The sequence below is a fragment of the Streptomyces sp. NPDC048643 genome (assembly GCF_040650615.1).
In the GTDB taxonomy this organism is placed as follows: Bacteria; Actinomycetota; Actinomycetes; order Streptomycetales; family Streptomycetaceae; genus Streptomyces.
Window position 1 is genome coordinate 81,690 of record NZ_JBEZHO010000023.1, and the last position, 21,769, is coordinate 103,458.

The following is a 21,769-nucleotide window of genomic DNA, read 5'->3' on the forward strand; positions in this document are numbered from 1 at the left end:
GCTCAGCCGCGCAATTGCGCCTCGACGAGATCCGCCGCCCTGTGGGTGCCGCCCTCCCGCGCCATCCGTTCCCGGATCTCCTCGAGCCGCCGCGCCACCTCGGGATCGTCGGCCACCGCGAGGACCGCCTCGCGCAGCGCCGTGGCCGTCGCCTCGGCCGTCGGGAGGTGGCGGGCGACGCCGAGCGCCTGGAGCATGTCCGCGTTGCCGAACTGGTCGGCCGCCTGCGGTACGGCGACCATCGGGGTGGCGGTGGCGAGGCCCTCCTGGCTGCCGCCCGCGCCCGCGTGGGTGACGAACGCGTCGGCCTGGCGCAGGACGGACAGTTGCGGTACCCAGGAGTGCACCTCCACGTTGCCCGGCAGCTCGCCCAGCTCCGCGGGGTCGACGAACGTGCCGATCTGCAGGACGACATGCCAGTCCGGGAGGTCCGCGAACGCCTCCGCGCACGCGCGATAGAAAGCGGGCTGCTTGGTGAAGCTGGAGCCCAGGGACACGAGCAGCACCCGCCCGGCACCGGCGGGCCGCCGCCACTCCCCCTGCTCGGCGCGGTCGCCCTGGCAGGCGCCGACGAAGGTGTAGCGCTCCTCGTCGACCCGGTCCGCGTTGGGCTGCAGGGCCCGCGGGATGAGCACGAGACAGCGGTCGGGGCGTCCCATGAAGTCCTCGACGCTCAGGTCCATGCCGTTCCCGGCGATCCAGCCGGCGAAGGTCTCATAGAAGGCCTTGCCGCGCGGGGTCTGCTTGAGCGGCTCGAACAAGGGCTTGCCGACCTCCTCGTCGTAGCCCTCCCAGGCCACCATGCTCGGCGAGAGCTGCACGAGGGGGACGCCCCAGCGGTGGGCGAGCACGCGGGCGGGATAGGCCGTGATGTCGTACAGCACGAGGTCCGGCTCGTCCCCCGCGTAGGCCGCGGCGAGCTGCGGTTCGGCCTGGAGGGCGTCCGCGAGGAAGGGCTCGATGTTGTCGATCAGCTCGGTCCCCCACGCGTCCGGGTCGTCGTCGGTGGGCAGGGTCGAGTCCCAGAGCTTCGGTTCGGCGCCGACCTCGGCGACCTTGTCGGCGAAGGCGGGCGGGATCGCGTACGTGACCCGGTGGCCGCGGGCGACGAGTTCCCTGATCACCTCGATGCTCGGGTTCACATGGCCGTGCGCGGCGATGGAGAACATGGCGATATGGGCAGGTCGACTGGTCATGCGTCGACCATAAGCGAGACGAGACGTCTCGTCCATTTATTAAGGCGAGCTGCCTCAGCGCTGGTAGCGGGCCAGCACCAGGTTCCCGTCCCTCTCCAGGCGCTCGCGCAGCTCACGGAGTCCGATCGCGCCGCTGTAGTACTCCTGGAACGCGGGGGTCGCCACCTTGTCCTTCCACTCCGGATAGCCGCGCACGGACTGGGCGGGCGCGGGGCGCAGCCGGTCCGCGAGCGCGGTGCCGGTGGCCCAGTCGTTCTTCGCGGTGTGCAGGGCCGGATCGCGCAGCGCCTGCGTGCCGGTGGGCAGCATCCAGTCACCGAGGGCGAGCCGCACCATGTTCTTCGGCCGCAACAGGAAGTCGAGGAACGCGGCGGCCTCCTTCTTGTGCGGGCTGTCCTCGGCGATGGAGAGCGTCTGCGGGCTCACCCCCTGGGTGAGGCCGTCGGCTCCTGCGGGCGCGGGCAGCACCTGCCAGTCGAAGCCCTTCGGGGCCTGCTGCGCGATCTGCTGACGGTAGGAGAGGCCGAGGGGGACCATCGCGTACTTGCCGCCGAAGAAGCCGGGGAGCGTGTCGGACCCGCCCATGCCGAGCGTGGTGCCCGACGCGCTGTGGTCCGTGGCCACCTGGTCGCGCACGGTCCGCGGCACCACGGCGTCGGCGTCCCCGAACCGCACGGTCACCTTGCCGTCCGCGCCCCGGTGGAAGAGCCGACCGCCTGTCGAGAGGGAGAGGTTGAGCGTGGCCGAGACCGGTTCCTTCAGCGGCCACGCGACGCCGTACGTGCCCTTCCCGGTGAGCTTCTTCGCCACCGAGCGGAACTCGCCCCAGCTCCAGGGCCTGTCCGGGGTGGGGACGCGCACTCCGGACGCCTTCAGCAGGCGGGAGTTGGCGACGAGGACGCGCGGCTCCTGGAGGAAGGGCACGCCGTAGACCCCGTCACCGAAGGTGGCCGCCTCCCAACTCCGCTGCGGGATCTCCGACTTCAGCCGAGTCGGCAGCAGCCCGCGCAGGTCGGCGAGGTAGCCGCCGTACGCGAAGTCCGCGAGGTCGTCCGAGGCGTCGTGGATGATGTCCGGCGCCTCGCCGCCCTCGAAGGAGGTGAGCAGCTGGTCATGGACGCTGTCCCAACTGCCCTGCACGTAATCGACCTTGACGCCGGGATGGCTCGCGTTCCACTCCTTCACCAGCTCCTTGTTGGCGGTGACGGAGTCCTGCTGCCAGGCCAGGGACTGGAAGCGCAACGTGATCACACCGTGCGCGCGCCCGCCGCCGTCGTCCGTGCAGGCGGTGAGGAGCAGGCCGAGGACGGCGAGGACCGTCAGGAGCCGTGTGCGCATCAGCTCTTCACCGCCCCGGCGAGCATGCCGCCCGTGATCCGCTTCTGGATGAGCGCGAACACCACCAGGGACGGCAGGGTCGCGAGGAACGCCGCCGCGGCCAACGGTCCGAGGTCCGCGACGCCCTCCGCGCCGATGAAGTGCGTGAGGATGACCGGGAGCGTCTGTTTCTCCGGGGTCTTGAGCAGGACCAGCGCGAAGAAGAACTCGTTCCAGGCGCTGATGAACGCGAACAGCGCCGTCGCCACGATGCCCGGCGCCAGCAGCGGCGCGGTGACGGACACCAGCGTGCGCACCCTGCCCGCGCCGTCGACCGCCGCGGCCTCCTCCAGCTCGGCGGGAACCGCCCGTACGTATCCGACGAGCATCCACAGCGCGAACGGCAGCGCCCACACCACGTACACCATGATCAGTCCCGTCATCGAGTCGATCAGCCGCAGGTTCTTGAGCACGAGGAACAGCGGGATGATCACCAGGACGAAGGGGAAGGCCTGGCTGACCACGACCCACCCGGTGGCGGCCTTCGCGAGCGGGGTGCGGTGCCGCGCGATGACGTAGGCCATCGGCGTCGCGATCACCACGGCGATCAAGGAAGCGCCGAGAGCCGCCGTCAGGGAGTTGAGCGCGGCGCGCAGCAGCGGCTGCTCGTCGAAGGCCTGCCGGAAGTTGGCGAGCGTCGGGTCGTGGGGGATCCACGTCGGGTGCAGACTCGCCAGCTCCCGGGCCGGTTTGAAGGCGGTGGAGATCAGCCAGAGGAAGGGGAAGGCGAGAAAGACGAGATAGCAGAGCAGTGCCGCGTACTGGCCGGCGCGGGCTCCTTTGCGGGTCCTCACGTGTCGTCGCCTCCCCTGAGCGTGGCCACGAGCCGCAGGGCGAGGATCACCGAGATCACCGCGACCATCACACAGCCCATCGCCGCCGCGTAGCCGAACTGCCCGTAGCGGAAGGCCTCTTCGTAGGCGAAGAGCATCGGCAGTCGCGTCCGCCCGCCCGGACCGCCGTTGGTCAGCACGTAGACCAGCGCGAACGAGTTGAAGTTCCAGATGAAGTTGAGCGCGGTGATCGCGAGGGCGACCGGTCGCAGCGCGGGCCAGGTGACCGTCAGGAAGCGGCGCCAGGCGCCCGCGCCGTCCATCGCCGCGGCCTCGTGCAGTTCACGCGGGGTGTTCTGGAGTCCGGCGAGCAGCGCGACGGTCGTCTGCGGCATGCCCGCCCAGACACCGACGACGACGACCGCGGGAAGGGCGGTACCGAGTCCGCTCAGCCAGTCGCGGCCGTCACCGAGACCGAGGTCGCGCAGGGTCTCGTTGAGGATGCCCGCGTCGGGGTTGTAGACGAGCCGCCACATGATGCCGACGACGACCTCGGGCATGGCCCAGGGGACGATCGCGAGGGCGCGGGCCAGCCAGCGCAGCCGCAGGTCCTGGCTGAGCAGCAGGGCCAGCCCGAGGGCGAGGAGGAACTGCGGGACGGTCACCCCGACCGCCCACACCAGACCGATCCGGAACGACTCCCAGAACAGGGTGTCGTGCAGCAGGTCCCGGAAGTTCAGAGCGCCGACCCACTGCGTGGGCGCCGTCCGTCCGGACTGGGAGTCGGTGAACGCCAGCCCGATCCCGTACAGCAGCGGTCCTACGCTCAGCACCAGGATGGGGATCAGCGCGGGCAGCACCAGGAACCAGGCGCCGTGATCCGCGGGACTGCCGTCCCGGCCCGTGGCGCGGGGCGCTCCCCGCGCCGACCGCTCCGTCCTGGCCGTCAAGGTCACGTCACTCAGCTCCTTCGGGCGGCTCACGGGGTCCGGCCGTCCCGGCGGCCCCCGTCATGGTCGTGAAGGCGCTGTGGGTCGTCAAGACACCGTGCACGTGGTCCGACCTGTGGCAATGCGACACTGGCGGACGGATGGCGTGAACCCGACGCCGTGACGAGCGACAGCGCGCGGGCCGCGCGAGGACACGGAGGCGAGCGATGGACGAGGCACGGGCGCGGGACGTACTGGCCGCGGCGGACGTACTGCCGGGGTCGGCGCGGGACGCGACGCTCCTCGCGCTCGGCGAGAACGCGGTGTTCGCCGCCGGTGACCTGGTGGTGAAGGTGGGCCGGGACGCGGAACTCCTCGACCGCGCACGGCGGGAACTGGACATCGCGGGCTGGCTCGCCGCCTCGGACGTTCCCGCGGTGCGGGCCGCCGAGCCCGCGCCGCTGCTGGTCGACGGACACCCGGTGACGGTGTGGCACCGGCTGCCCGATGCCGTACGCCCCGCCGAGCCCCGCGATCTGGCCGAACTGCTGCGGATCGTGCACGCGTTGCCCTCCCCCGGCTTCGCCCTGCCGCCCCGAGAACTCCTCGGTGGTGTGGAGCGCTGGCTGCGCCTGGCGGGCGACGCGATCGACCCGGCGGACGCCGCGTACCTGCGGGAGCGGCGGGACGGTTTCGCCTCGGCCGCCACCGCGCTCACCCCGCATCTGCCGCCGGGCCCGATCCACGGAGACGCGCTGCCGCGCAACGTCCATGTCGGCCCGGACGGACCGGTGCTGGTCGACCTGGAGACCTTCTCCGCGGATCTGCGCGAGCACGACCTGGTGGTCATGGCGCTCTCCCGCGACCGCTACGGACTTCCGACCGAGGCGTACGACGCGTTCACCGGGACCTACGGCTGGGACGTCCGGGAGTGGGAGGGCTGCTCGGTACTGCGGGGCGCCCGGGAGACCGCCAGTTGCGCCTGGGTCGCCCAGCACGCGCCGACCGGCCCCAAGGCGCGGGCCGAGTTCGAACGCCGGGTCGCCTCGCTGCGGGACGGCGACGAGACCGTGCGCTGGTACCCCTTCTGACCCGCACGCCGGAGCCCTTCAGGGGCGGAGCGGGGCAGGGCGGACGACGGCCGGGCGGGCGGGCTCAGACGCGCTCGTCGGCCAGGGCGCGCAGGGGCCAGGTCCCGTCCACCACGGCGTCGGCCTCGCCCTTGCGGCGCAGGAAGCTCTGGAAGTCGGCCGCCCAGGCGGCATACCACTCGATCTGGCTGCGGTGCAGTTCGGCGGGGCCGAGGGTCGCCACCTTGGGGTGGCGGTCGGCTATCGCGCAGGCGAGCCGGGCGGCCGCGAGTGCGTCGGCCGAGGCGTCGTGCGCGGTGTCCAGGGCCACGCCGTACTCGGTGCAGACGGCTTCCAGGTTGCGCTTGCCCCGGCGGTAGCGGTCGACGGAGCGGTCGATCGTGTACGGGTCGATGACCGGCGCCGGGTCGCTGCCGCCGAGCCGGTCGCGCAGCGACGGCAGTCCGTGGCGGCGCAGTTCGGCGGAGAGCAGGGTGAGGTCGAAGGCGGCGTTGTACGCGACGACGGGGACGCCCGTCTTCCAGTAACCGGTGAGGACGTCGGCGAGTGCTTCGGCGACCTCGTCGGCGGGGCGGCCCTCGGAGGCCGCCCGCTCGTTCGTGATCCCGTGCACGGCCACCGCGTCGGCCGGGATCTCCACGCCCGGATCGGCCAGCCACTCGCGGCGCCCTCTCGGCTCACCGTCCCTGACCTCGATCACGGCACCCGTGACGATGCGCGCCTCCTGCGGATCGGTCCCGGTCGTCTCCAGGTCGAAGCCGATCAGCAGCTCCCGGTGCCAGCCCATGGATGGCCCCCCTTCTTCGTGGTGCTTTCCCCCAGTGGTCTCCACGATCGCACGGGCCACTGACAATCCGGGGACCGCGTTCCGCCGGACGCCGGACGGGTGCGTGCGCCGGGTGGGCCCTTTCAGGACACGGGCCGCGAATCAGCCCAAGCCACCTCGAACTCCTCGCGATAGGTCGGGAAGAGACCCTCTTCATCCTTGTCGTCCGGTTTGACCGTTCGACTGCCGCCCCGCAGCACGAGCACCGGCGCCTCCATGCCGCGCGTACGGCGCAGGTACGACTGCACGACCGCGATGCCGTCCGAGCCGTCCCCGTCCACGAGGTAGGCGGTGAAGCGGGGGGTCTCGTCGAAGACCTGGATCTCGAAGGCGTCCGGGTCCCGCAGCTTGGACCGCACCCGGCGCATGTGCAGGATGTTCATCTCGACGGCGCGGCTCAACTCGCCGCGCTTGATGCCGAGTTCACGCTCACGGCGCTTCACCGCGCTGGAGGCGGGGTTCAGGAACAGCAGGCGGACCCGGCAGCCGGACTCGGCGAGGCGGACGAGCCTGCGTCCGGAGAAGTTCTGCACCAGCAGGTTCAGCCCGATGCCGATCGCGTCGAGCCGGCGGGCGCCTCCGAAGAGGTCCTCGGCGGGGAACTGACGGAGCAGCCGCACGCGGTCGGAGTGGACCCCGACGACGTCCGCGTACCGGTCGCCGACGAGTTCCTCGACGGCGTCGACGGGCAGCCGGCGGGCGGAGGGCACGTCGCTGCCGGCGCCGAGGATCTCCAGAAGCTTCCCCGCGGCCCGCTCCGCCTGTCCGAGGACCGCCTCGGACAAGGCACGGTTGCGCGAGACGACGTTCCGGGTCACTTCGAGCTCGTCCAGGGCGAGTTCGACGTCGCGGCGTTCGTCGAAGTACGGCTCGAAGCAGGGCCAGTGCTGCACCATCAACTCGCGCAGCTGCGGCAGGGTGAGGAAGCTCAGCACGTTGTCGTCGGCCGGGTCGAGCAAGTAGCCCTTGCGGCGGCTGACTTCCCGCACGGCGACCGCGCGCTGCACCCACTCCTGTCCGGCGGGTCCGGCGGCGGCGACCACCCAGTCGTCGCCGTGGACGGGTTCGTAGATGGGGCGCAGGACGGCGGCCACGACCGCGCGCAGCCGCTGTTCGACCAGGTTCAGCCAGATGTAGGCGCGGCCGGCCCGCTGCGCGCGGGTGCGCACCTCGCGCCAGGCGTCGGCACCCCAGTCCAGTTCCGGTCCAATGGATCCCATCTCCATCGGCCGTGCCAGGGACACCGCGCCGGGTGGGACATCTGTGGAGTTCCCCTCGTGACCCTCGTCACCAGGAGGCAGCTCCAGCCCTCCCGAGCCCACCCACGCACCGCCTTCCGCTCCCCCGAGCAATCCCCAGGGGCCAGGCCCCAATCAACGATCAAGGAAGGGTACTCCGGGAGCGGTCGGCGATGCAGCCCGATGGACAGGCTGTTTCCCAACTACCGCGGTTGCGCTTGCCCGTTCTGGTTCGCCAGCTCCGGCGGAGTGAGCGGATTCATAGCGGTGACGTCGCGCGGGGCGATGGAGAAGCCCTGCCAGTGGACCGGCATGGGCTGCTGGTCCTCGTCACGGGCGATGTGGTGGAAGCCCACGTTGACCCAGACCACGGGGTGCGTGAGGGTCTGTCCGCCGACCCACTTGTCGACGGACTTGCCGTGTCCGGCACCGCAGTTGCGCAGGTTGTCGCTGGCGAACTGCTCGCACTTGTTGTACTCGGTGAAGTAGACGTCGTGCTGGGTGAAGGTGCGGCCGAGGTACTTGGTCGTCGCGCCCGGGACCAGCTCGTAGGAGCGGGCGTGGTTGTCCTTGTTCTTGCCGGAGTTGCTGACGATCCGCCACCAGCGCGAGTTCTTGGCGTCGCCCGCCAGCTCCTTGGTGACCTTGGTGAGCGTGGTCTTCTTGCTGGGCGCCTCGGCACCGTGCGCGGGCGGGCTGACCGTGGAGTCGTACTGCTCGACCTTGGCCTTGGACGAGCCGTCGAGGCCGAAGTTGAGCCGCCAGAAGACGTTGTGGCTGTGGCTGGTGGCGTAGTCCTTGGCGCCCTTGCCGAGCGGCCAGCCGCGGCCGTCACCGGCGTCGTAGTCACCGGGCGAGAGGCTGCCGGTGGCGCCGACGTTCATGTTGACGGTGCCGTCGTCCTGGAAACGCCACTCGGTGATGTACTCGTACCAGCCGACCTTGTTGACGGTGTAGACGAGCAGGTCCTTGCCCTGCTTCTGGAAGACCTTGTTCCCCGTGTCGGCCTGCATCCGGTAGGCGTGGCCGCGTGAACGGGTCGTGGTGCACAGGCCCTTGACGTTCGCGTGCTGCGGGTCCCAGGCCTCGGGGACCTTGACCGTCTTGATGGTCCCGCCCGGGCACTCGGTGGGGGCCATGTCCATCAGCCCCTGGCCGAACCCGGCGCCCGTCAGGTCGCTGTACTCGACGGAGCCGTCGTCGTAGGGGACGTCGATCTGGGCGAGCTTGGCGGTGCTGAGGACCTTGATCGGAGCGGCCTCGCCGGGGGGCTGGTAGGAGATGTCCTCCAGGACGAGCCCGGCCTCGCTCTCGTAGTGCCAGCACATCCGCCAGGTGGTGCCGGTGGCGAGCTTCTGCTCGATGCGGTACGCGGCGCTGCAGTCGGGGGCCGGTGCCGGGGCGGCCTTGGGCTGGGCGACGGCCGGTCCCGCGGCCGTCGTGGCGCCGGCGGCCAGGGCGAGCACCGAGAGGCCCGCCGCCGCGCGGCTGCGGACACGGCTGTTTCTGTTGACGCGCATGAGGAAGTGACTCCTTGCGGAAGGCGGTGAAGGTGGGAAGGAAGAAGGGTCGGGCGGCCGGCGCTCAGCCGAGCTTGCCGACCTTGCGGGCACTCAGGTCGATCACCAGGTCACGGCTGTCGATCCAGGGCCCGTTCTTGACCTTCGGGAAGAGCCGCACGCACCGGTGCACGCCGCAGGCGTCCAGGACGGCGGGCTGCGCGCCGGGCGTGGCGCGGTAGACCATGCTGTTCAGGATGAGCTGTCCGGACGAGGTCAGGCCCTTGCCGGTCGCGTCCTTGTAGTCGGCCTTCAGGCCGGCGCCGAGCGGGTCGGCGATCAGCAGGTCGGCGGCCTCGGTCATCTCGGCCCGGCTGATCGGCGGCTGCACGTCGTGCTGGACGCCCGTGTGCTCGACCGTCCCGGTGTCGAGGTTGACGGTCCGGGTGACGAGCGTGTCGTCCTTGTAGTCGTAGAACGTGACGTCGGCGCGCCGCGGCGCGTTCGGGTCGTCCAGTTCCGACGTCTCGGGTTCGGTGAGGTCGATGCCGAGGCGCTGCGGTCCGCGCGCGCCCTCGACGTTCTCGCTGGAGTTGAAGAGCTGCCGGCTCACCGCGATGCGCTCGACACGCTTCATCTCGTCGTCGGTCAGCGGGTCACGACCGGTGCCCTTCTCCCCCTGGGCCGGCGCCTGCTCGACGACACCGGGACGCACCGCGCCGTCCGGTGCCTGTCCCTGCTCCGCGGCCTGCTCGGCGGTTCCCCCGCCTCCTTTGCCCCCGCCGGTGTCGTCGGCCCCCGCCGACCCCGGAAGGGTGATGCCGATCATCACGGCCGTACCGGCCACCGCGATGGCCGCGCCCGCCACCACCTTGCCCAGATGGCGGTGCACTGTCCTGCGCACATTTCCCCCTACTCCCCCTGTGGTGACAGGAGTCGTTCGAAGCCCCACTGGTTCGGCATACGAGGTATGCCTGGTCGCGGGGTAAGAGGGGTGTAAGTCATAGGAGGTTCCATCACTTTCGGGGAGACTCGACTCGGACTCGCCCCCAGGGGCACGGCACTACTGGAAGAGTCATATCCATGCAGGTCTGGCCTGGTGAGGCATATCCACTCGGTGCCACGTACGACGGTGCCGGTACCAATTTCGCGGTCTTCTCGGAGGCCGCCGACCGTATTGAGCTGTGTCTGCTGGACGACGACGGCTCGGAGACGGCCGTGGAGCTGCGCGAGACGGACGCGTTCGTCCGGCACGCCTACCTCCCCGGCGTCATGCCCGGGCAGCGCTACGGCTTCCGGGCGCACGGGCGGTACGCGCCCGAGCACGGGCAGCGCGCCAACTCGGCGAAGCTGCTGCTCGATCCGTACGCCAAGGCGATCTCCGGCGCGATCAAGTGGGGGGAGGAGGTGTACAGCTATCCGTTCGGGTCGCCCGACAAGCGCAACGACCTGGACTCCGCCCCGCACATGATGACGTCCGTCGTGGTGAATCCGTACTTCGACTGGGGCGACGACCGGCGCCCCCGTACGGAGTACCACCACACGGTGCTCTACGAGGCCCACGTCAAGGGCCTCACGATGCGCCATCCGGCGCTTCCCGACGAACTGCGCGGCACGTACGCGGCCCTCGCCCACCCGGCGATCATCGAACACCTGACGGAACTGGGCGTCACGGCGCTGGAGCTGATGCCCGTACACCAGTTCGTGAACGACCACCGTCTGGTCGACATGGGCCTCAACAACTACTGGGGCTACAACACCATCGGCTTCTTCGCCCCGCACAACGCGTACGCCTCCTGGGGCGACCGCGGCCAGCAGGTCCTGGAGTTCAAGTCGGCCGTCCGGGCCCTGCACGAGGCGAACATCGAGGTCATCCTCGACGTGGTCTACAACCACACGGCCGAGGGCAACCACCTGGGCCCCACGCTCTCCTTCCGGGGTCTCGACAACGCCTCGTACTACCGGCTGGCGGACGACCCCCGCTACTACATGGACACCACGGGCACCGGCAACTCGCTGCTCATGCGCTCCCCGCACGTGCTCCAGCTCATCATGGACTCGCTGCGCTACTGGGTCACCGAGATGCACGTGGACGGCTTCCGCTTCGACCTGGCGGCCACCCTGGCCCGCCAGTTCCACGAGGTGGACCGGCTGTCGTCCTTCTTCGACCTCGTCCAGCAGGACCCGGTGGTCTCCCAGGTGAAGCTGATCGCCGAGCCCTGGGACGTCGGCGAGGGCGGCTACCAGGTGGGCAACTTCCCGCCCCTGTGGACCGAGTGGAACGGCAAGTACCGCGACACCGTGCGGGACATGTGGCGTGGTGAGCCGCGCACGCTCGCCGAGTTCGCCGGGCGGCTCACCGGCTCCTCCGACCTCTACCAGGACGACGGGCGGCGGCCTCTCGCCTCCATCAACTTCGTCACCTGCCACGACGGCTTCACCCTGAACGACCTCGTCTCCTACAACGACAAGCACAACGACGCCAACGGGGAGGAGAACCGCGACGGCGAGAGCCACAACCGTTCGTGGAACTGCGGCGCCGAGGGCGAGACGGACGACGAGGGCGTCCTGGCGCTGCGCGGCCGGCAGCGGCGCAACTTCATCGCCACGCTGATGCTCTCCCAGGGCGTGCCGATGCTCAGCCACGGCGACGAGTTCGCCCGCTCCCAGGGCGGCAACAACAACGCGTACTGCCAGGACAGCGAGCTGGCCTGGGTACCGTGGCCCGAGGAGGACTGCGAACTCCTCGACTTCACGCGCGCGATGGTGTGGCTGCGCCGCGACCACCCCGTCTTCCGGCGGCGGCGCTTCTTCCACGGCCGGCCCGTCCAGGGGACCCACGACGAGCTGTCCGACATCGCGTGGTTCACCCCCGAGGGCCAGGAGATGACCGAGCACGACTGGGGTTCCGCGACGGCGCGGGCACTGTCGGTCTTCCTCAACGGCAACGCGATCTCCGAGCCGGGCCCGCGTGGGGAGCGCATCGCCGACGACTCCTTCCTGCTGCTGTTCAACGCGTCGCCGAAGTCCCTGGACTTCGTCGTGCCGGTCGACCACGGCCGCCAGTGGCAGGTCGTCGTCGACACCTCGCTGCCCGGGGGCATCGCCGCGGGCTCGGGCGCGAAGGTCGACGCGGGGGACCGGCTGACCCTCGTCGACCGGAGCATGACGGTGCTTCAGCGGCCCGCCTAGGAGCGGCCCGCGACCGCACACGCGCGTGCGCCTCCCTTCCCGGAGGCGCACGCGTTCGTGTGTGCCCGTCACCGGCACGGAGGCGTGGCCCGTACGTGCCCTCGCCCGAGGCCGTGCGTGCCATATGCCCGCCCGGGTGACACGAAAGGCGGCGGGGCGGGTACGTAAGTCCCCATGACACCTGAGCGTCCCGAACCGGCGTTGGCGGACTCGGTGGTCCCCGGCCCGGTGCCCCCCGTCGTACCCACCTCCACGTACCGGCTCCAGCTCCAGCCGGAGTTCCCCTTCGCACGGGCCGAAGCGGCCGTGCCGTATCTGGCCTCGCTCGGCGTCTCGCACCTGCACCTGTCGCCCGTCCTGGAGGCGGTGCCGGGCTCGACGCACGGCTACGACGTCGTGGACCACGCGCGCGTGCGGGCCGAACTGGGCGGTGAGGAGGGGCTGCGCTCGCTGGCGCGCACCGCGCGGGAACACGGTCTCGGCCTCGTCGTCGACATCGTGCCGAACCACATGGCGATGGCCCCGCGCCACAACCGCGCCCTGTGGGAGGTGCTGCGCGAGGGCCCCGAGTCGCCGTACGCGCGGTGGTTCGACATCGACTGGGAGGCCCAGGGCGGCCGGCTCCTGCTGCCGGTGCTCGGGGACCGGCTCGGCGCCGAGATCGGACACCTGAAGGTCGACGGCGACATACTGCGCTACTACGACCACGTGTTCCCGCTGCGCGCGGGCACCGAGAAGCTGCCGATGCCGCAGCTCCTTGACGCCCAGTGGTACCGCCCGGCGTGGTGGCGGGTGGCCCGCACCGAGCTGAACTACCGCCGCTTCTTCAGCATCTCGGAGCTGATCGGGGTGCGGGTCGAGGACCCCGAGGTGTTCACGGCGACGCACGGGAAGATCCTGGAGCTGCTCGACGAGGGGGTGGTCGAGGGGCTGCGCATCGACCACCCGGACGGCCTCGCGGACCCGGACGCGTATCTGCGCCGGCTGCACGAGGCGACCGGCGGGCGGTGGACGGTGGTGGAGAAGATCCTCGCCGACGGCGAGCCCCTCCCGGCCGCGTGGCCCGTGGCGGGCACCACCGGGTACGACGCGCTGCACCAGGTCGACGGCCTGTTCGCCGATCCGGCGGGCGCGAGCCAGTTGCTCGGCCAGTACCGGCGGTTCGCGGCACCGCAGGCCGACCGGGGCGGCCACTGGGAGACGACGGTGCGGCGCGCCGCGTACAAGGTGGTCACGCACGAACTGGCCACGGAGGTCGACCGCCTCACGCGCGTGGTGAGCCGGCTGTGCGCCGCCTCCCCCGACCCCGCCCTGCGCGACCACGCCCCCTGGGCGCTCGGCGCCGCGCTGCGCGAGCTCCTGGTCCGCCTGGAGGTGTACCGGCCCTACCCGTCCACGGACGCCTCCCTGGTGGTGACCGAGCAGGCCGCCGACGAGGCCAGGGCCACGTTCACGGTGCCGGAGGAGGCACACGCCGTGGACGTCGTACGGGATCTGGTGCTCGGCCGGGGCGGCGACGGGCCGGAGCAGGCCGAGTTCCGGGCCCGGTTCGCGCAGACGTCGTCGGCACTGCGGGCCAAGTCCGTGGAGGACACCGCGTTCTACCGCTATGTGCCGTTGCTGTCCGCGAACGAGGTGGGCGGCGATCCCGGCAGGCCCGCCGTGTCCCCGGAGGACTTCCACGCCTACTGTGCGCGCGTGCAGCGCGACTGGCCGGGCACCGGCACCGTCCTGTCGACCCACGACACGAAGCGCAGCGCCGACGTGCGCGCCGCCGTCGCGGTCCTCTCGCAGTGCCCGGACCGCTGGTCCGACGTCCTGGAGGAGGTGTCCCGCGAAGGTGCGGGGATGCCGGACCCTCAGGTGGCGTGGGCCGCGTGGCAGACGGTGTTCGGCCTCGGTCCCGCAGAGGAGGGAGTCACCGGCGGGGGCGACGCGGCCGACTCCGCCGCGGTCTACGAAGCACGGGTCCAGGACGCGCTGTTGAAACACATCCGGGAGGCCGGCACGCACACCGCCTGGACCGAGCGGGACCCCGCCTACGAGGACGCGGTGGCCGCGTTCGTGGCACAGGGGCCGTGCGGGCCTCCCGGGCGGCGCGTGGCCGCCTTCCGTACGTCGCTGGCGCCGCATGTCCGGGCGAACGTCCTCGGGGCCGCTCTGGTCCATCTGACGATGCCCGGGGTGCCGGACGTGTACCAGGGCACGGAGGGCGAGTACCGGGCGCTGGTCGACCCGGACAACCGGGGGGCGTTCGCACCTCGGGACACAGCCGAGGAGAAGGTGGCGCTCACGGTGGCCGCGCTGCGGTTGCGGGCGCGCCGGCCCGACGCCTTCGGTGACGTGGCGACGTACGCGCCGCTGTCCGCCGAGGGTCCCGCGGCCGGGCACTGCCTGGCGTTCGTGCGGTCCGGTGACGTGATCACTGCGGTCACCCGGCTGTCGCTGCGGCTCGCGGAGGCGGGCGGCTGGGGCGACACGCGTCTCGCGCTCCCGGAGGGGCGGTGGGCCGACGTGCTCTCCCCGGACGCTCCGGAGCGGGTGTTCACCGGGCACGCGCGCGTGGCGGACCTCTTCGGGCGGGCGCCCGCGGTGCTGCTGGAGCGGGTCAGCGCAGCCGGACCGGCAGGGTCCGGGGCGAGCGGCTGACCAGTCCCTCCGCCGGGGGCCGGTCCCCCGGCGCCCGGCGGAGGTGCGGCAGGACGTCGAGCAGGGCCCGCAGTCCGTGCACCGCGGTCAGCCGGGCGAGCGAGGTACCCGGGCAGAAGTGCCGTCCCGAGCCGTACGCGAGCGCGCCCGGGTCGGCGCGGAAGGCGTCGTAGCGGTCGGGGTCCGCGAACCGTTCCGGGTCGCGGCCCGCGGCACCGAGGAGACAGGCCACGGTGGCGCCGGCGGGGATCGGACCGATCGTCTCCAGGGCCCGGCGCGGCACCACCTGCAGGGGCGGATCGCGGCGCAGCGACTCGGCCCAGGCACCGTCCGCCAGCTCGGGGCGGTGCCGGATCGCGTCCAACTGGCGCGGGTGGTCGAGGAGGTTGGCGAGGAACGTGGCGAGGGCCCGTGCGGTGGTGCCGCCGCCCGCGCCCAGCAGGATCCCGGCCACGCCCGTCACGGCCTCCTCGGTGAGCGGCCGCCCGTCGGTCCGGGCCGTGCTCAGCAGGGACAGCAGGTCGTCGCCGGGGTGGGCGCGGCGGCGGGCGATGTGCGGGCCGAGGAGTTCCGCCGACGCGGGGTGGTGTCCCCCGAGGTGGTCGAGGCCCGCCCTGCACAGCGCGTGCACGCGCGCGGTGGCCTCGTAGGGCAGTCCGAGGGCGGAGACGACCGCCGCGGTGGGCAGCCACTGGCAGAACTCGGCCACCAGATCGGCCTCCTGACGGGCCGCCAGGCGGCGGGCCAGGACGTACGCGGTGCGTTCGACGCCGGCGGACAGGGTGTCGAGCGCGCTGTCCCGGAACGCCGGTGACACGAGGGTCCGGTGGGCGTCCCGCGCGCCGACGTCCAGGTGGGCCAGGGCGGGTCCCGGCCCCGGAGCGGCGAGCCGGGGGTCCGCGAGGGCTGCGCGCACGTCGGCGTACCGGCTGATCAGCCAGGCGCCGAACGGCTCGTCGTACAGCAGGGGGAAGCGGCCTCGCAGGGTGCGGTAGAGCGGGTACGGGTCCCGCTCGGTGCCCGGGTCGAGCAGGCTCGGCGCGGTGGCCGCGGGCGCGGCCTGGACCGGCGGGGGCGTGAACGGGCCCCCTCGCGCGGGACCCGGCGGCTCCGTCGGGACGGCGGGCGGGGCGTCCGGACGCGTGTCGGGCAGGTCCACGGCGTGTGCCGGCGGCGGGCCGGTCGGCAGGGGTGGGGCGGCGCGCAGGGCGGCCGGGGCGCCTTCACCGGGAAGGCCGTGTGGACAGAGCACCGCGGGCCTCCATCTCGGGTCTGCGCGCCGGACCCGCGCGCGGGCTGCTCCCAGCCGACCATCGCGCGCCGGAGGCCGCAGTCCACGTACGCCCGTACGGGTGAATCACCGTGCCGGGCTCCGCGGTAGGTGGCGCCGCGGAACCGGTCGCGCGCACGGTTCCGCCGCGCCTCCTCGCGGGCCGCCGCCGGGTTCTCCGCAGGCCGGTGAGCCGTTCCGCGCCGGTTCGGGACGGCGCGTGGGTGCGGGACGGGCAGGTCCGCGCGGCCGGTGGGTGCCGGTGCGGGGAGAAGTGCCGCCGGGTGCCCTCTGGCGCCGCCCCGTCAAATCCTTGACAGTTCTCCAAGAGCGTGGAGTACTGCCAAAAGCGACGCAGGGCGGACAAGTCGGGGGTGAGTCACCTGCCGGAGTTGCGCTACCCCAGTGTGACCGAAATCGTCACGTCCGCACGGGCGTTGGCGGCCCACCGACCGGACCTGTGTGTCCTCAGGCAGGTGGGTGTCTCCCGCGGGGGAAGACCCCTCCACCTGCTGTCGGTCGGCCACGCGAGGCGCGCTGTCCTCGTCGTGGCGGGCGCCCACGCGAACGAACCGACCGGTGGTTCGACGCTGCTGCACCTGGCCGAACGCACGCTCCTCCAGCGGGAGTTGCGCAGGGACACCTCGTGGCACTTCCTGCTCTGCGCGGACCCGGACGGGGCGAGCTTGCATGTGACGCCCGCGCCCCGCACGCTGCTCGACTACCATCTGGGTTTCTTCCGACCGGCGGGGCCCGAGCAGCCGGAGTGGTCGCCCTCCGTCCTGCCGCCCGACCGACTGCCGCCGGAGACCCGCGCGCTCACCCGGGTCATCGACGAGCTGCGGCCCTACCTCCAGGTGACCCTGCACGGGACCGATCTGGGCGGCAGCTGGGTGCAGTTGACCAAGGACATCCCCGGTCTCGCCGAGCCGTTCGCCAAATCGGCCGCGGAGCTGCACATACCCGTCGAGACGGCCGCGTCGGACGCGGCGGGCTGGCCCGCGTCCGGGCCCGGGGTGCATGTGATGCCGGCGCCCGGCTCGGACACCGCCTACCCGAGCATGCCGGACGACGCGCGGCACAGCACCTGGTACCACGCCCACCGCTACGGCGGTCTGACGGCGGTCGTGGAGGTGCCGATGTGGGCGAGCGACCTGGTGGACGATCCCGCGCCGCACCCCGACCCCACCGCGGCGCTGCGCCGGCTGGCCGGTCGGCTGCTGACCGACGCGATGCAGGTGGAAGCGGTGCTCGGCCGGGCCGCGCCCCGGCTGGCGGGTCCCGACGGTCCGTTGCTGCGGGCCGCGAAGTGGGCGCTGGAGCTGGTGCCCGGGCTCGCAGGGGACTGGTCGCAGGCGCCTCCGCCGGACACGACGATGGCGTACGTGGGCAGCGTGGACGCGTTCGGCCGGCGCCTTCCGCTGCGGGCCGCGTCGATGCTGCTGCGTGTGCTCCAGGAGGTCGACGACTCCGAGGTTCCCCTGCTGGCGGACCTGGTCGCCTCCTGGAGCGACGCCTTCGCGGAGCGGTTCCGGGCCCGCTGGGTGCCCTTGGAGAACCAGGTCGAGCACCAGGCCCGTACGGTCGTCGCGGCGGCCCGTCACGCGCGCGACAGCGCCGCCTGACCCACGGAACGGTCGCCCGGCCCCGGGTCAGTCCCGGCGCACGGGCGCGGTGGGCCGCGACACAGCGCCCCAGCCGGAGTCACGCGCGGGGGAGGGCCCGCGCGCGTGCCGTTCCGCCAGGTCGAACACGGCCAGCACCACGCGCGCCTGGTACTCGACCTGGCGGGCCACCGGTATCCAGTACGCGCCGCAGCCGTCACGGTAGTCGGCGCACCACAGGTCGATGAGCCGGTCGAGCTCGGGCAGCACACCGCCCGGATCGTGGCCGGTGACGGTCACGAGCTGGTGCAGCAGTCCGGCCGTGCGCAGCGCGACCCTGCGTCCGGCGAGCCGCAGGGCGGTCAGTCGGGCGGTGTCGAGGGGCGGCAGGGCGCGTGTCGCGGAGTCCCGCACGTCGGGGTCCCAGGAGTCGGCGATGCCGGGGCCGACCAGTAAATAGTCGTCGACCGGGGCGAGGAGACGCTCGACCGCCGGCGAGGTGCCCAGGCCGGGCCGCAGGCGCGCGAGGACGCCCTCCAGGTGTTCGGTGTCGCGGCGCAGGGTGTGGCTCACCGAGCGCAGCACGGCGTCGGGGTCGGCGGGCCGCGTGGGGTCCTCGACGGCGTCGACACCCCACATGGGCGCCTCGACGATGGCGGTCACCGTGCCGTACGGCTGGGGGTGGAACCAGGTGGACTCGACGGCGGCCTCCGTGATGGCGGCGGTGAGGTCGCCGGTGCGCGGCGGCGGGACGCGGTAGACGGCGGGCCCGAGCATCGGCCAGTACAGGGTGTCGTACGGGCCGAGTTCGCGCGGGATGCCGAGGCGGGCGGCGCTGTGTGCGACGCGCTGGGCGAGTCCGGGCAGGTCGTGGGTCAGCTCGACGAAGGCGCCGCCCACGTCGACGCCGTGCAGCGAGCACTGGAGGAAGGGCCGCAGTTCGTCCTGGAGGTCGAGCAGGGTGCGGGTCTCCGGCAGGAGGGAGCCGTCCTCACCGTCGGGCAGCCATTCGGGCTGCTCCAGGAAGCCGGGCCGGAAGAAGTGCCGGAAGTAGTGGCCGAGTGTGTACGGGCCGGACAGCCAGGTCTCGTTGCGGCGGGAGCCGTCGGGGTCGAGGCACAGGAGCAGGTTCCAGGTGGCGTCGGCGCCCTCGGTGAGCCGGGGGTCGGCGAGGACCCGCTCGGCGAGCCGCAGGGCGGTGGCGCCCCCCACGGGTTCGTTGGCGTGCGGTCCGGCGACGACGAGGGCCTGCCGGCTGCCGTGTCCGACGGACAGGAGCCACAGCGGCGCACCGGCCCGGGAGGTGCCCGCGCGGCGCAGCCGGACGTCCTCGGGGCGATGGGCGGCGAGCGCGGCGGCGTGGACGCCGAGTTCGCGCACGGTCGGATAACGGCGCAGAGGCGGCAGGACACACCCCCTCATGCGGTGCCGTCGGCTCACCTGGTGTACACGGTGTCCCTACAGTCAGTCACGGTCCATGGTCCACGTCAACACCACTGCATGCGAAGGATGTTGAGGACACCGATACCCGAACGGCCGCCCCTGGCCGGCGACCGGAACCGATCCGCGGGGGACGGACCGCGCCCGGTCAGTCCGAGGCGAGGCGGAACAGCATGCGGCCGAAGCCGATCTGGTCGCCGTCCCGGACGACGGAGACGCCGATGACGCGGCGGCCGTTGACCGTCGTGCCGTTGGTCGAACCGAGGTCGCGCAGCACCCACACGCCGCCCTGCCTGCTCAGTTCGGCATGGACGCGGGAGACCGTCTCGTGGTTGAGCCGCAGCCCGCTGGCCGGGTCGCGGCCTATCCGCAACGGGTACGGGCTGCCCGGGTTGGGCAGCTGGAGCTTGGGGAGCCGCTCGGCCTGCCAGGCCCTGCGCAGCCGGACGGTGAAGCCGGAGACGGCTTCCACCGTCCCGAAGACCGCCTTCGACCAGCGCTTCTCGGTGGGCAGGTCGGCGGTGAGCACGGCGAGTTCCTCGGACCGGCGGGCGGCCAGGGCCAGCTCCATGCGGCGGATGAACGTGTCGTGCGAGAGACGGCCGAGGGCGACGCCGTCACGGAGCGACTTGAGCGCCCGGTCGCGCTCCGCGTCGGACAGCCGCGCGGGGTACGTGTGGAACTCGAAGGACGACGTCACGTTCGTGATTGTCGGTCAGCGACGACGACGTGTCCAGAAAATCCGTGAAGGGCACGGGAGCCGACCGGGGCGGTTCGCGCGCCCAATGGGCGACGGACACGCGGCAAAAGGGTGGATCGGAAAGCGAATTGATCTCGCGTGGAGCACCATGGACGGGCTGGGTCACGCTGAGCCGACAAGGGGGAACTCTGTGCGATTCGAGGTGTGGGCACCGCAGGCCGACCGGTTGACGCTCCACTGCGACGACGTCGAGAGCGCGATGGAGCGCGATCCGGGCCGTCCGGGATGGTGGAGTGCCGAGGCGGACGCGCGGGACGGGACGCGGTACGGCTTCGCGGTCGACGACGGACCCGTGCTGCCCGATCCGCGCTCGCGACGGCAGCCCGACGGTCCCGACGGGCTGAGCGCGGTGGTCGACCAGACGCGGTACGCGTGGCGCGCCGAGTGGGCCGGGCGCGCGCTGCCGGGGGCGGTCCTGTACGAGCTGCACGTGGGCACGTACACGCCCGAGGGCACGCTGGACGCGGCGGCCGAGCGGCTCGACCATCTGGTCGAACTGGGCATCACGCACGTCGAGTTGATGCCGCTCTGCCCGTTCCCGGGACGGCACGGCTGGGGGTACGAGGGCGTCTCCCTGTGGGCGGTGCACGAACCGTACGGCGGTCCCGAGGCGCTGAAGCGCTTCGTCGACCGCGCGCACGAACTCGGCCTGGGCGTCGTCCTGGACGTCGTGCACAACCACCTCGGTCCGTCCGGCAACTACCTGCCCGCGTTCGGGCCCTACTTCACGGACACGCATCAGACGCCGTGGGGTTCGGCGGTGAACCTCGACGCGCCGGGCTCGGACGAGGTGCGCGACTACTTCGTGGGCAGCGCGCTGGCGTGGCTGCGCGACTACCGGCTCGACGGGCTGCGCCTGGACGCGGTGCACGCGCTGAAGGACACCCGCGCGCTGCACTTCCTGGAGGAGCTGTCGACGGCGGTGGACGCCGTCGCCGGCGAGCTGGGCCGGCCGCTGTTCCTGATCGGCGAGTCGGACCTGAACGACCCGCGGCTCATCACCTCCCGCGAGGAGGGCGGTCTCGGTCTCGACGCCCAGTGGAACGACGACTTCCACCACGCCCTGCACACCACGCTGACCGGCGAGGGGCAGGGCTACTACGCCGACTTCGCGCGGGCACCGCTCGCGGCCCTGAGCAAGACGCTGACCGCGGGCTTCTTCCACAACGGCAGCTACTCCAGCTTCCGTGGCCGGCACCACGGCAGGCCGATCGACCGCGCCCGGATCTCGGCGCAGCGCCTCCTCGGGTACGCGCAGACCCACGACCAGATCGGCAACCGCGCCCAGGGCGACCGGCTGTCCGCCTCCCTCTCCCCCGGGCTGCTGGCCTGCGCGGCGGCGCTGACGCTCACCGCGCCGTTCACGCCGATGCTGTTCATGGGCGAGGAGTGGGGCGCGGGCACGCCCTGGCAGTTCTTCACCGACCACACCGACCCCGAGCTGGCGGAGGCCGTACGGCGCGGCAGGCGACGGGAGTTCGCGGCGCACGGCTGGGCGGAGGAGGACGTACCGGATCCGCAGGACCCGGCGACCCGGGACCGTTCCTGTCTGGACTGGTCGGAGCCGGAGGCGCCGGTCCACGCGCGCCTGCTGGCCTGGTACCGCGAGCTGATCGCGCTGCGCCACCGTCAGGCCGACCTCTCGGACCCCGATCTCGCGGCGGTCCGGGTGGCCCACGATCCGGAGGCCCGCTGGCTGGCCGTGCGGCGCGGTGACGTCCGGGTGGCCGTGAACCTGTCCAAGGATCCCGTGGTGATCCCGCTCGGCATCCGCCGAGGGCGTGTGCTGGCGTCCTGGGACCCGGTCGCGGCGCCGCTCACGGACGGCGTGCTGAACGTGCCGGGCGAGTCGTGCGTGGTGCTCACCCAGGCGTGAGGCGCCGGGTCCGGACGGTAGGCCACGAGGGCGCCGGTTCCACCGGCGC

Annotated in this window: 16 protein-coding genes; 5 read left to right on the top strand and 11 right to left on the bottom strand. The window is 72.3% G+C overall.

The window, feature by feature from the left end:
* Positions 1–2: 2 nt before the first annotated feature.
* From mgt to AB0C62_RS23050, 4 genes are read right to left on the bottom strand one after another with little or no spacing between them, the layout of a single operon-like run.
* Positions 3–1,232, bottom strand: coding sequence for a macrolide-inactivating glycosyltransferase (gene mgt, locus AB0C62_RS23035; RefSeq protein WP_362975902.1), 1,230 nt, complete (start codon positions 1,230–1,232; stop codon positions 3–5).
* Positions 1,233–1,250: 18 nt separating this feature from the next.
* Positions 1,251–2,534 carry a sugar ABC transporter substrate-binding protein gene (locus AB0C62_RS23040; RefSeq protein WP_362975904.1) on the bottom strand — a complete coding sequence of 428 codons (1,284 nt, stop codon included), beginning with the start codon at positions 2,532–2,534 and terminating at the stop codon, positions 1,251–1,253.
* Positions 2,534–3,367 carry a carbohydrate ABC transporter permease gene (locus tag AB0C62_RS23045; protein ID WP_362975906.1) on the bottom strand — a complete coding sequence of 278 codons (834 nt, stop codon included), beginning with the start codon at positions 3,365–3,367 and terminating at the stop codon, positions 2,534–2,536. Before AB0C62_RS23045 ends, AB0C62_RS23040 begins: the two co-directional genes overlap by 1 nt.
* The gene (locus AB0C62_RS23050; protein WP_362975908.1) at positions 3,364–4,302 is read right to left on the bottom strand and encodes a sugar ABC transporter permease; all 939 of its coding nucleotides are present in this window, start codon (positions 4,300–4,302) and stop codon (positions 3,364–3,366) included. Before AB0C62_RS23050 ends, AB0C62_RS23045 begins: the two co-directional genes overlap by 4 nt.
* Positions 4,303–4,502: 200 nt before the next feature.
* On the opposite strand from AB0C62_RS23050, the gene AB0C62_RS23055 reads away from it, so the two are divergent.
* On the top strand, positions 4,503–5,366 hold the full coding sequence (locus AB0C62_RS23055) for an aminoglycoside phosphotransferase family protein (protein WP_362975910.1): 864 nt from the start codon (positions 4,503–4,505) through the stop codon (positions 5,364–5,366).
* A 64-nt stretch (positions 5,367–5,430) separates the two neighbouring features.
* Here AB0C62_RS23055 and AB0C62_RS23060 read toward each other — a convergent pair whose 3' ends face one another.
* The 4 genes from AB0C62_RS23060 to AB0C62_RS23075 all read right to left on the bottom strand — a co-directional run bounded on the left by AB0C62_RS23060 (position 5,431) and on the right by AB0C62_RS23075 (position 9,833).
* The gene (locus AB0C62_RS23060) at positions 5,431–6,153 is read right to left on the bottom strand and encodes a 3'-5' exonuclease (RefSeq protein WP_362975912.1); all 723 of its coding nucleotides are present in this window, start codon (positions 6,151–6,153) and stop codon (positions 5,431–5,433) included.
* A 122-nt stretch (positions 6,154–6,275) separates the two neighbouring features.
* Positions 6,276–7,514 (bottom strand): SAV2148 family HEPN domain-containing protein, encoded by a 1,239-nt coding sequence (locus AB0C62_RS23065; protein WP_362975914.1) that lies wholly within the window; start codon positions 7,512–7,514, stop codon positions 6,276–6,278.
* A 119-nt stretch (positions 7,515–7,633) separates the two neighbouring features.
* On the bottom strand, positions 7,634–8,950 hold the full coding sequence (locus tag AB0C62_RS23070; protein WP_362975916.1) for a copper amine oxidase: 1,317 nt from the start codon (positions 8,948–8,950) through the stop codon (positions 7,634–7,636).
* Positions 8,951–9,014: 64 nt separating this feature from the next.
* Positions 9,015–9,833 carry a Tat pathway signal sequence domain protein gene (locus tag AB0C62_RS23075; protein WP_362975918.1) on the bottom strand — a complete coding sequence of 273 codons (819 nt, stop codon included), beginning with the start codon at positions 9,831–9,833 and terminating at the stop codon, positions 9,015–9,017.
* Positions 9,834–10,012: 179 nt separating this feature from the next.
* Here AB0C62_RS23075 and glgX point away from each other — a divergent pair, with 179 nt between their 5' ends.
* Positions 10,013–12,121: a glycogen debranching protein GlgX gene (glgX, locus tag AB0C62_RS23080; protein ID WP_362975920.1), complete on the top strand. Its 2,109-nt coding sequence runs from the start codon at positions 10,013–10,015 to the stop codon at positions 12,119–12,121.
* 174 nt (positions 12,122–12,295) lie between these two features.
* Positions 12,296–14,770, top strand: coding sequence for a malto-oligosyltrehalose synthase (gene treY, locus AB0C62_RS23085; RefSeq protein ID WP_362975922.1), 2,475 nt, complete (start codon positions 12,296–12,298; stop codon positions 14,768–14,770).
* Here treY and AB0C62_RS23090 read toward each other — a convergent pair.
* Positions 14,730–16,022 (bottom strand): cytochrome P450, encoded by a 1,293-nt coding sequence (locus tag AB0C62_RS23090; RefSeq protein WP_362975924.1) that lies wholly within the window; start codon positions 16,020–16,022, stop codon positions 14,730–14,732. The genes treY and AB0C62_RS23090 overlap by 41 nt on opposite strands.
* A 392-nt stretch (positions 16,023–16,414) precedes the next feature.
* On the opposite strand from AB0C62_RS23090, the gene AB0C62_RS23095 reads away from it, so the two are divergent.
* A complete protein-coding gene (locus AB0C62_RS23095) occupies positions 16,415–17,665 on the top strand; it encodes a M14 family zinc carboxypeptidase (protein ID WP_362975926.1) in 1,251 nt (416 codons plus the stop codon).
* A gap of 27 nt (positions 17,666–17,692) precedes the next feature.
* On the opposite strand, the gene AB0C62_RS23100 is transcribed toward AB0C62_RS23095, so the two are convergent.
* Entirely contained in the window at positions 17,693–19,066 is a 1,374-nt protein-coding gene (locus AB0C62_RS23100; RefSeq protein WP_362975982.1) for a M14 family zinc carboxypeptidase, read from the bottom strand.
* A 166-nt stretch (positions 19,067–19,232) separates the two neighbouring features.
* Positions 19,233–19,784: a DUF1707 and FHA domain-containing protein gene (locus AB0C62_RS23105; RefSeq protein WP_362975928.1), complete on the bottom strand. Its 552-nt coding sequence runs from the start codon at positions 19,782–19,784 to the stop codon at positions 19,233–19,235.
* 190 nt (positions 19,785–19,974) lie between these two features.
* Between AB0C62_RS23105 and treZ the strand changes: the two genes are divergently transcribed.
* Positions 19,975–21,720, top strand: coding sequence for a malto-oligosyltrehalose trehalohydrolase (gene treZ / locus AB0C62_RS23110; protein WP_362975930.1), 1,746 nt, complete (start codon positions 19,975–19,977; stop codon positions 21,718–21,720).
* The last annotated feature ends 49 nt before the right edge of the window (positions 21,721–21,769 follow it).

Excerpts from the sequence above, each read along its gene's own strand:
- mgt (WP_362975902.1), bottom strand. The coding sequence starts at position 1,232 with ATGGACGAGACGTCTCGTCTCGCTTATGGTCGACGCATGACCAGTCGA.
- AB0C62_RS23040 (WP_362975904.1), bottom strand. The coding sequence starts at position 2,534 with ATGCGCACACGGCTCCTGACGGTCCTCGCCGTCCTCGGCCTGCTCCTC.
- AB0C62_RS23055 (WP_362975910.1), top strand. The coding sequence starts at position 4,503 with ATGGACGAGGCACGGGCGCGGGACGTACTGGCCGCGGCGGACGTACTG.
- AB0C62_RS23060 (WP_362975912.1), bottom strand. The coding sequence starts at position 6,153 with ATGGGCTGGCACCGGGAGCTGCTGATCGGCTTCGACCTGGAGACGACC.
- AB0C62_RS23070 (WP_362975916.1), bottom strand. The coding sequence starts at position 8,950 with ATGCGCGTCAACAGAAACAGCCGTGTCCGCAGCCGCGCGGCGGCGGGC.
- glgX (WP_362975920.1), top strand. The coding sequence starts at position 10,013 with ATGCAGGTCTGGCCTGGTGAGGCATATCCACTCGGTGCCACGTACGAC.
- treY (WP_362975922.1), top strand. The coding sequence starts at position 12,296 with ATGACACCTGAGCGTCCCGAACCGGCGTTGGCGGACTCGGTGGTCCCC.
- AB0C62_RS23100 (WP_362975982.1), bottom strand. The coding sequence starts at position 19,066 with ATGAGGGGGTGTGTCCTGCCGCCTCTGCGCCGTTATCCGACCGTGCGC.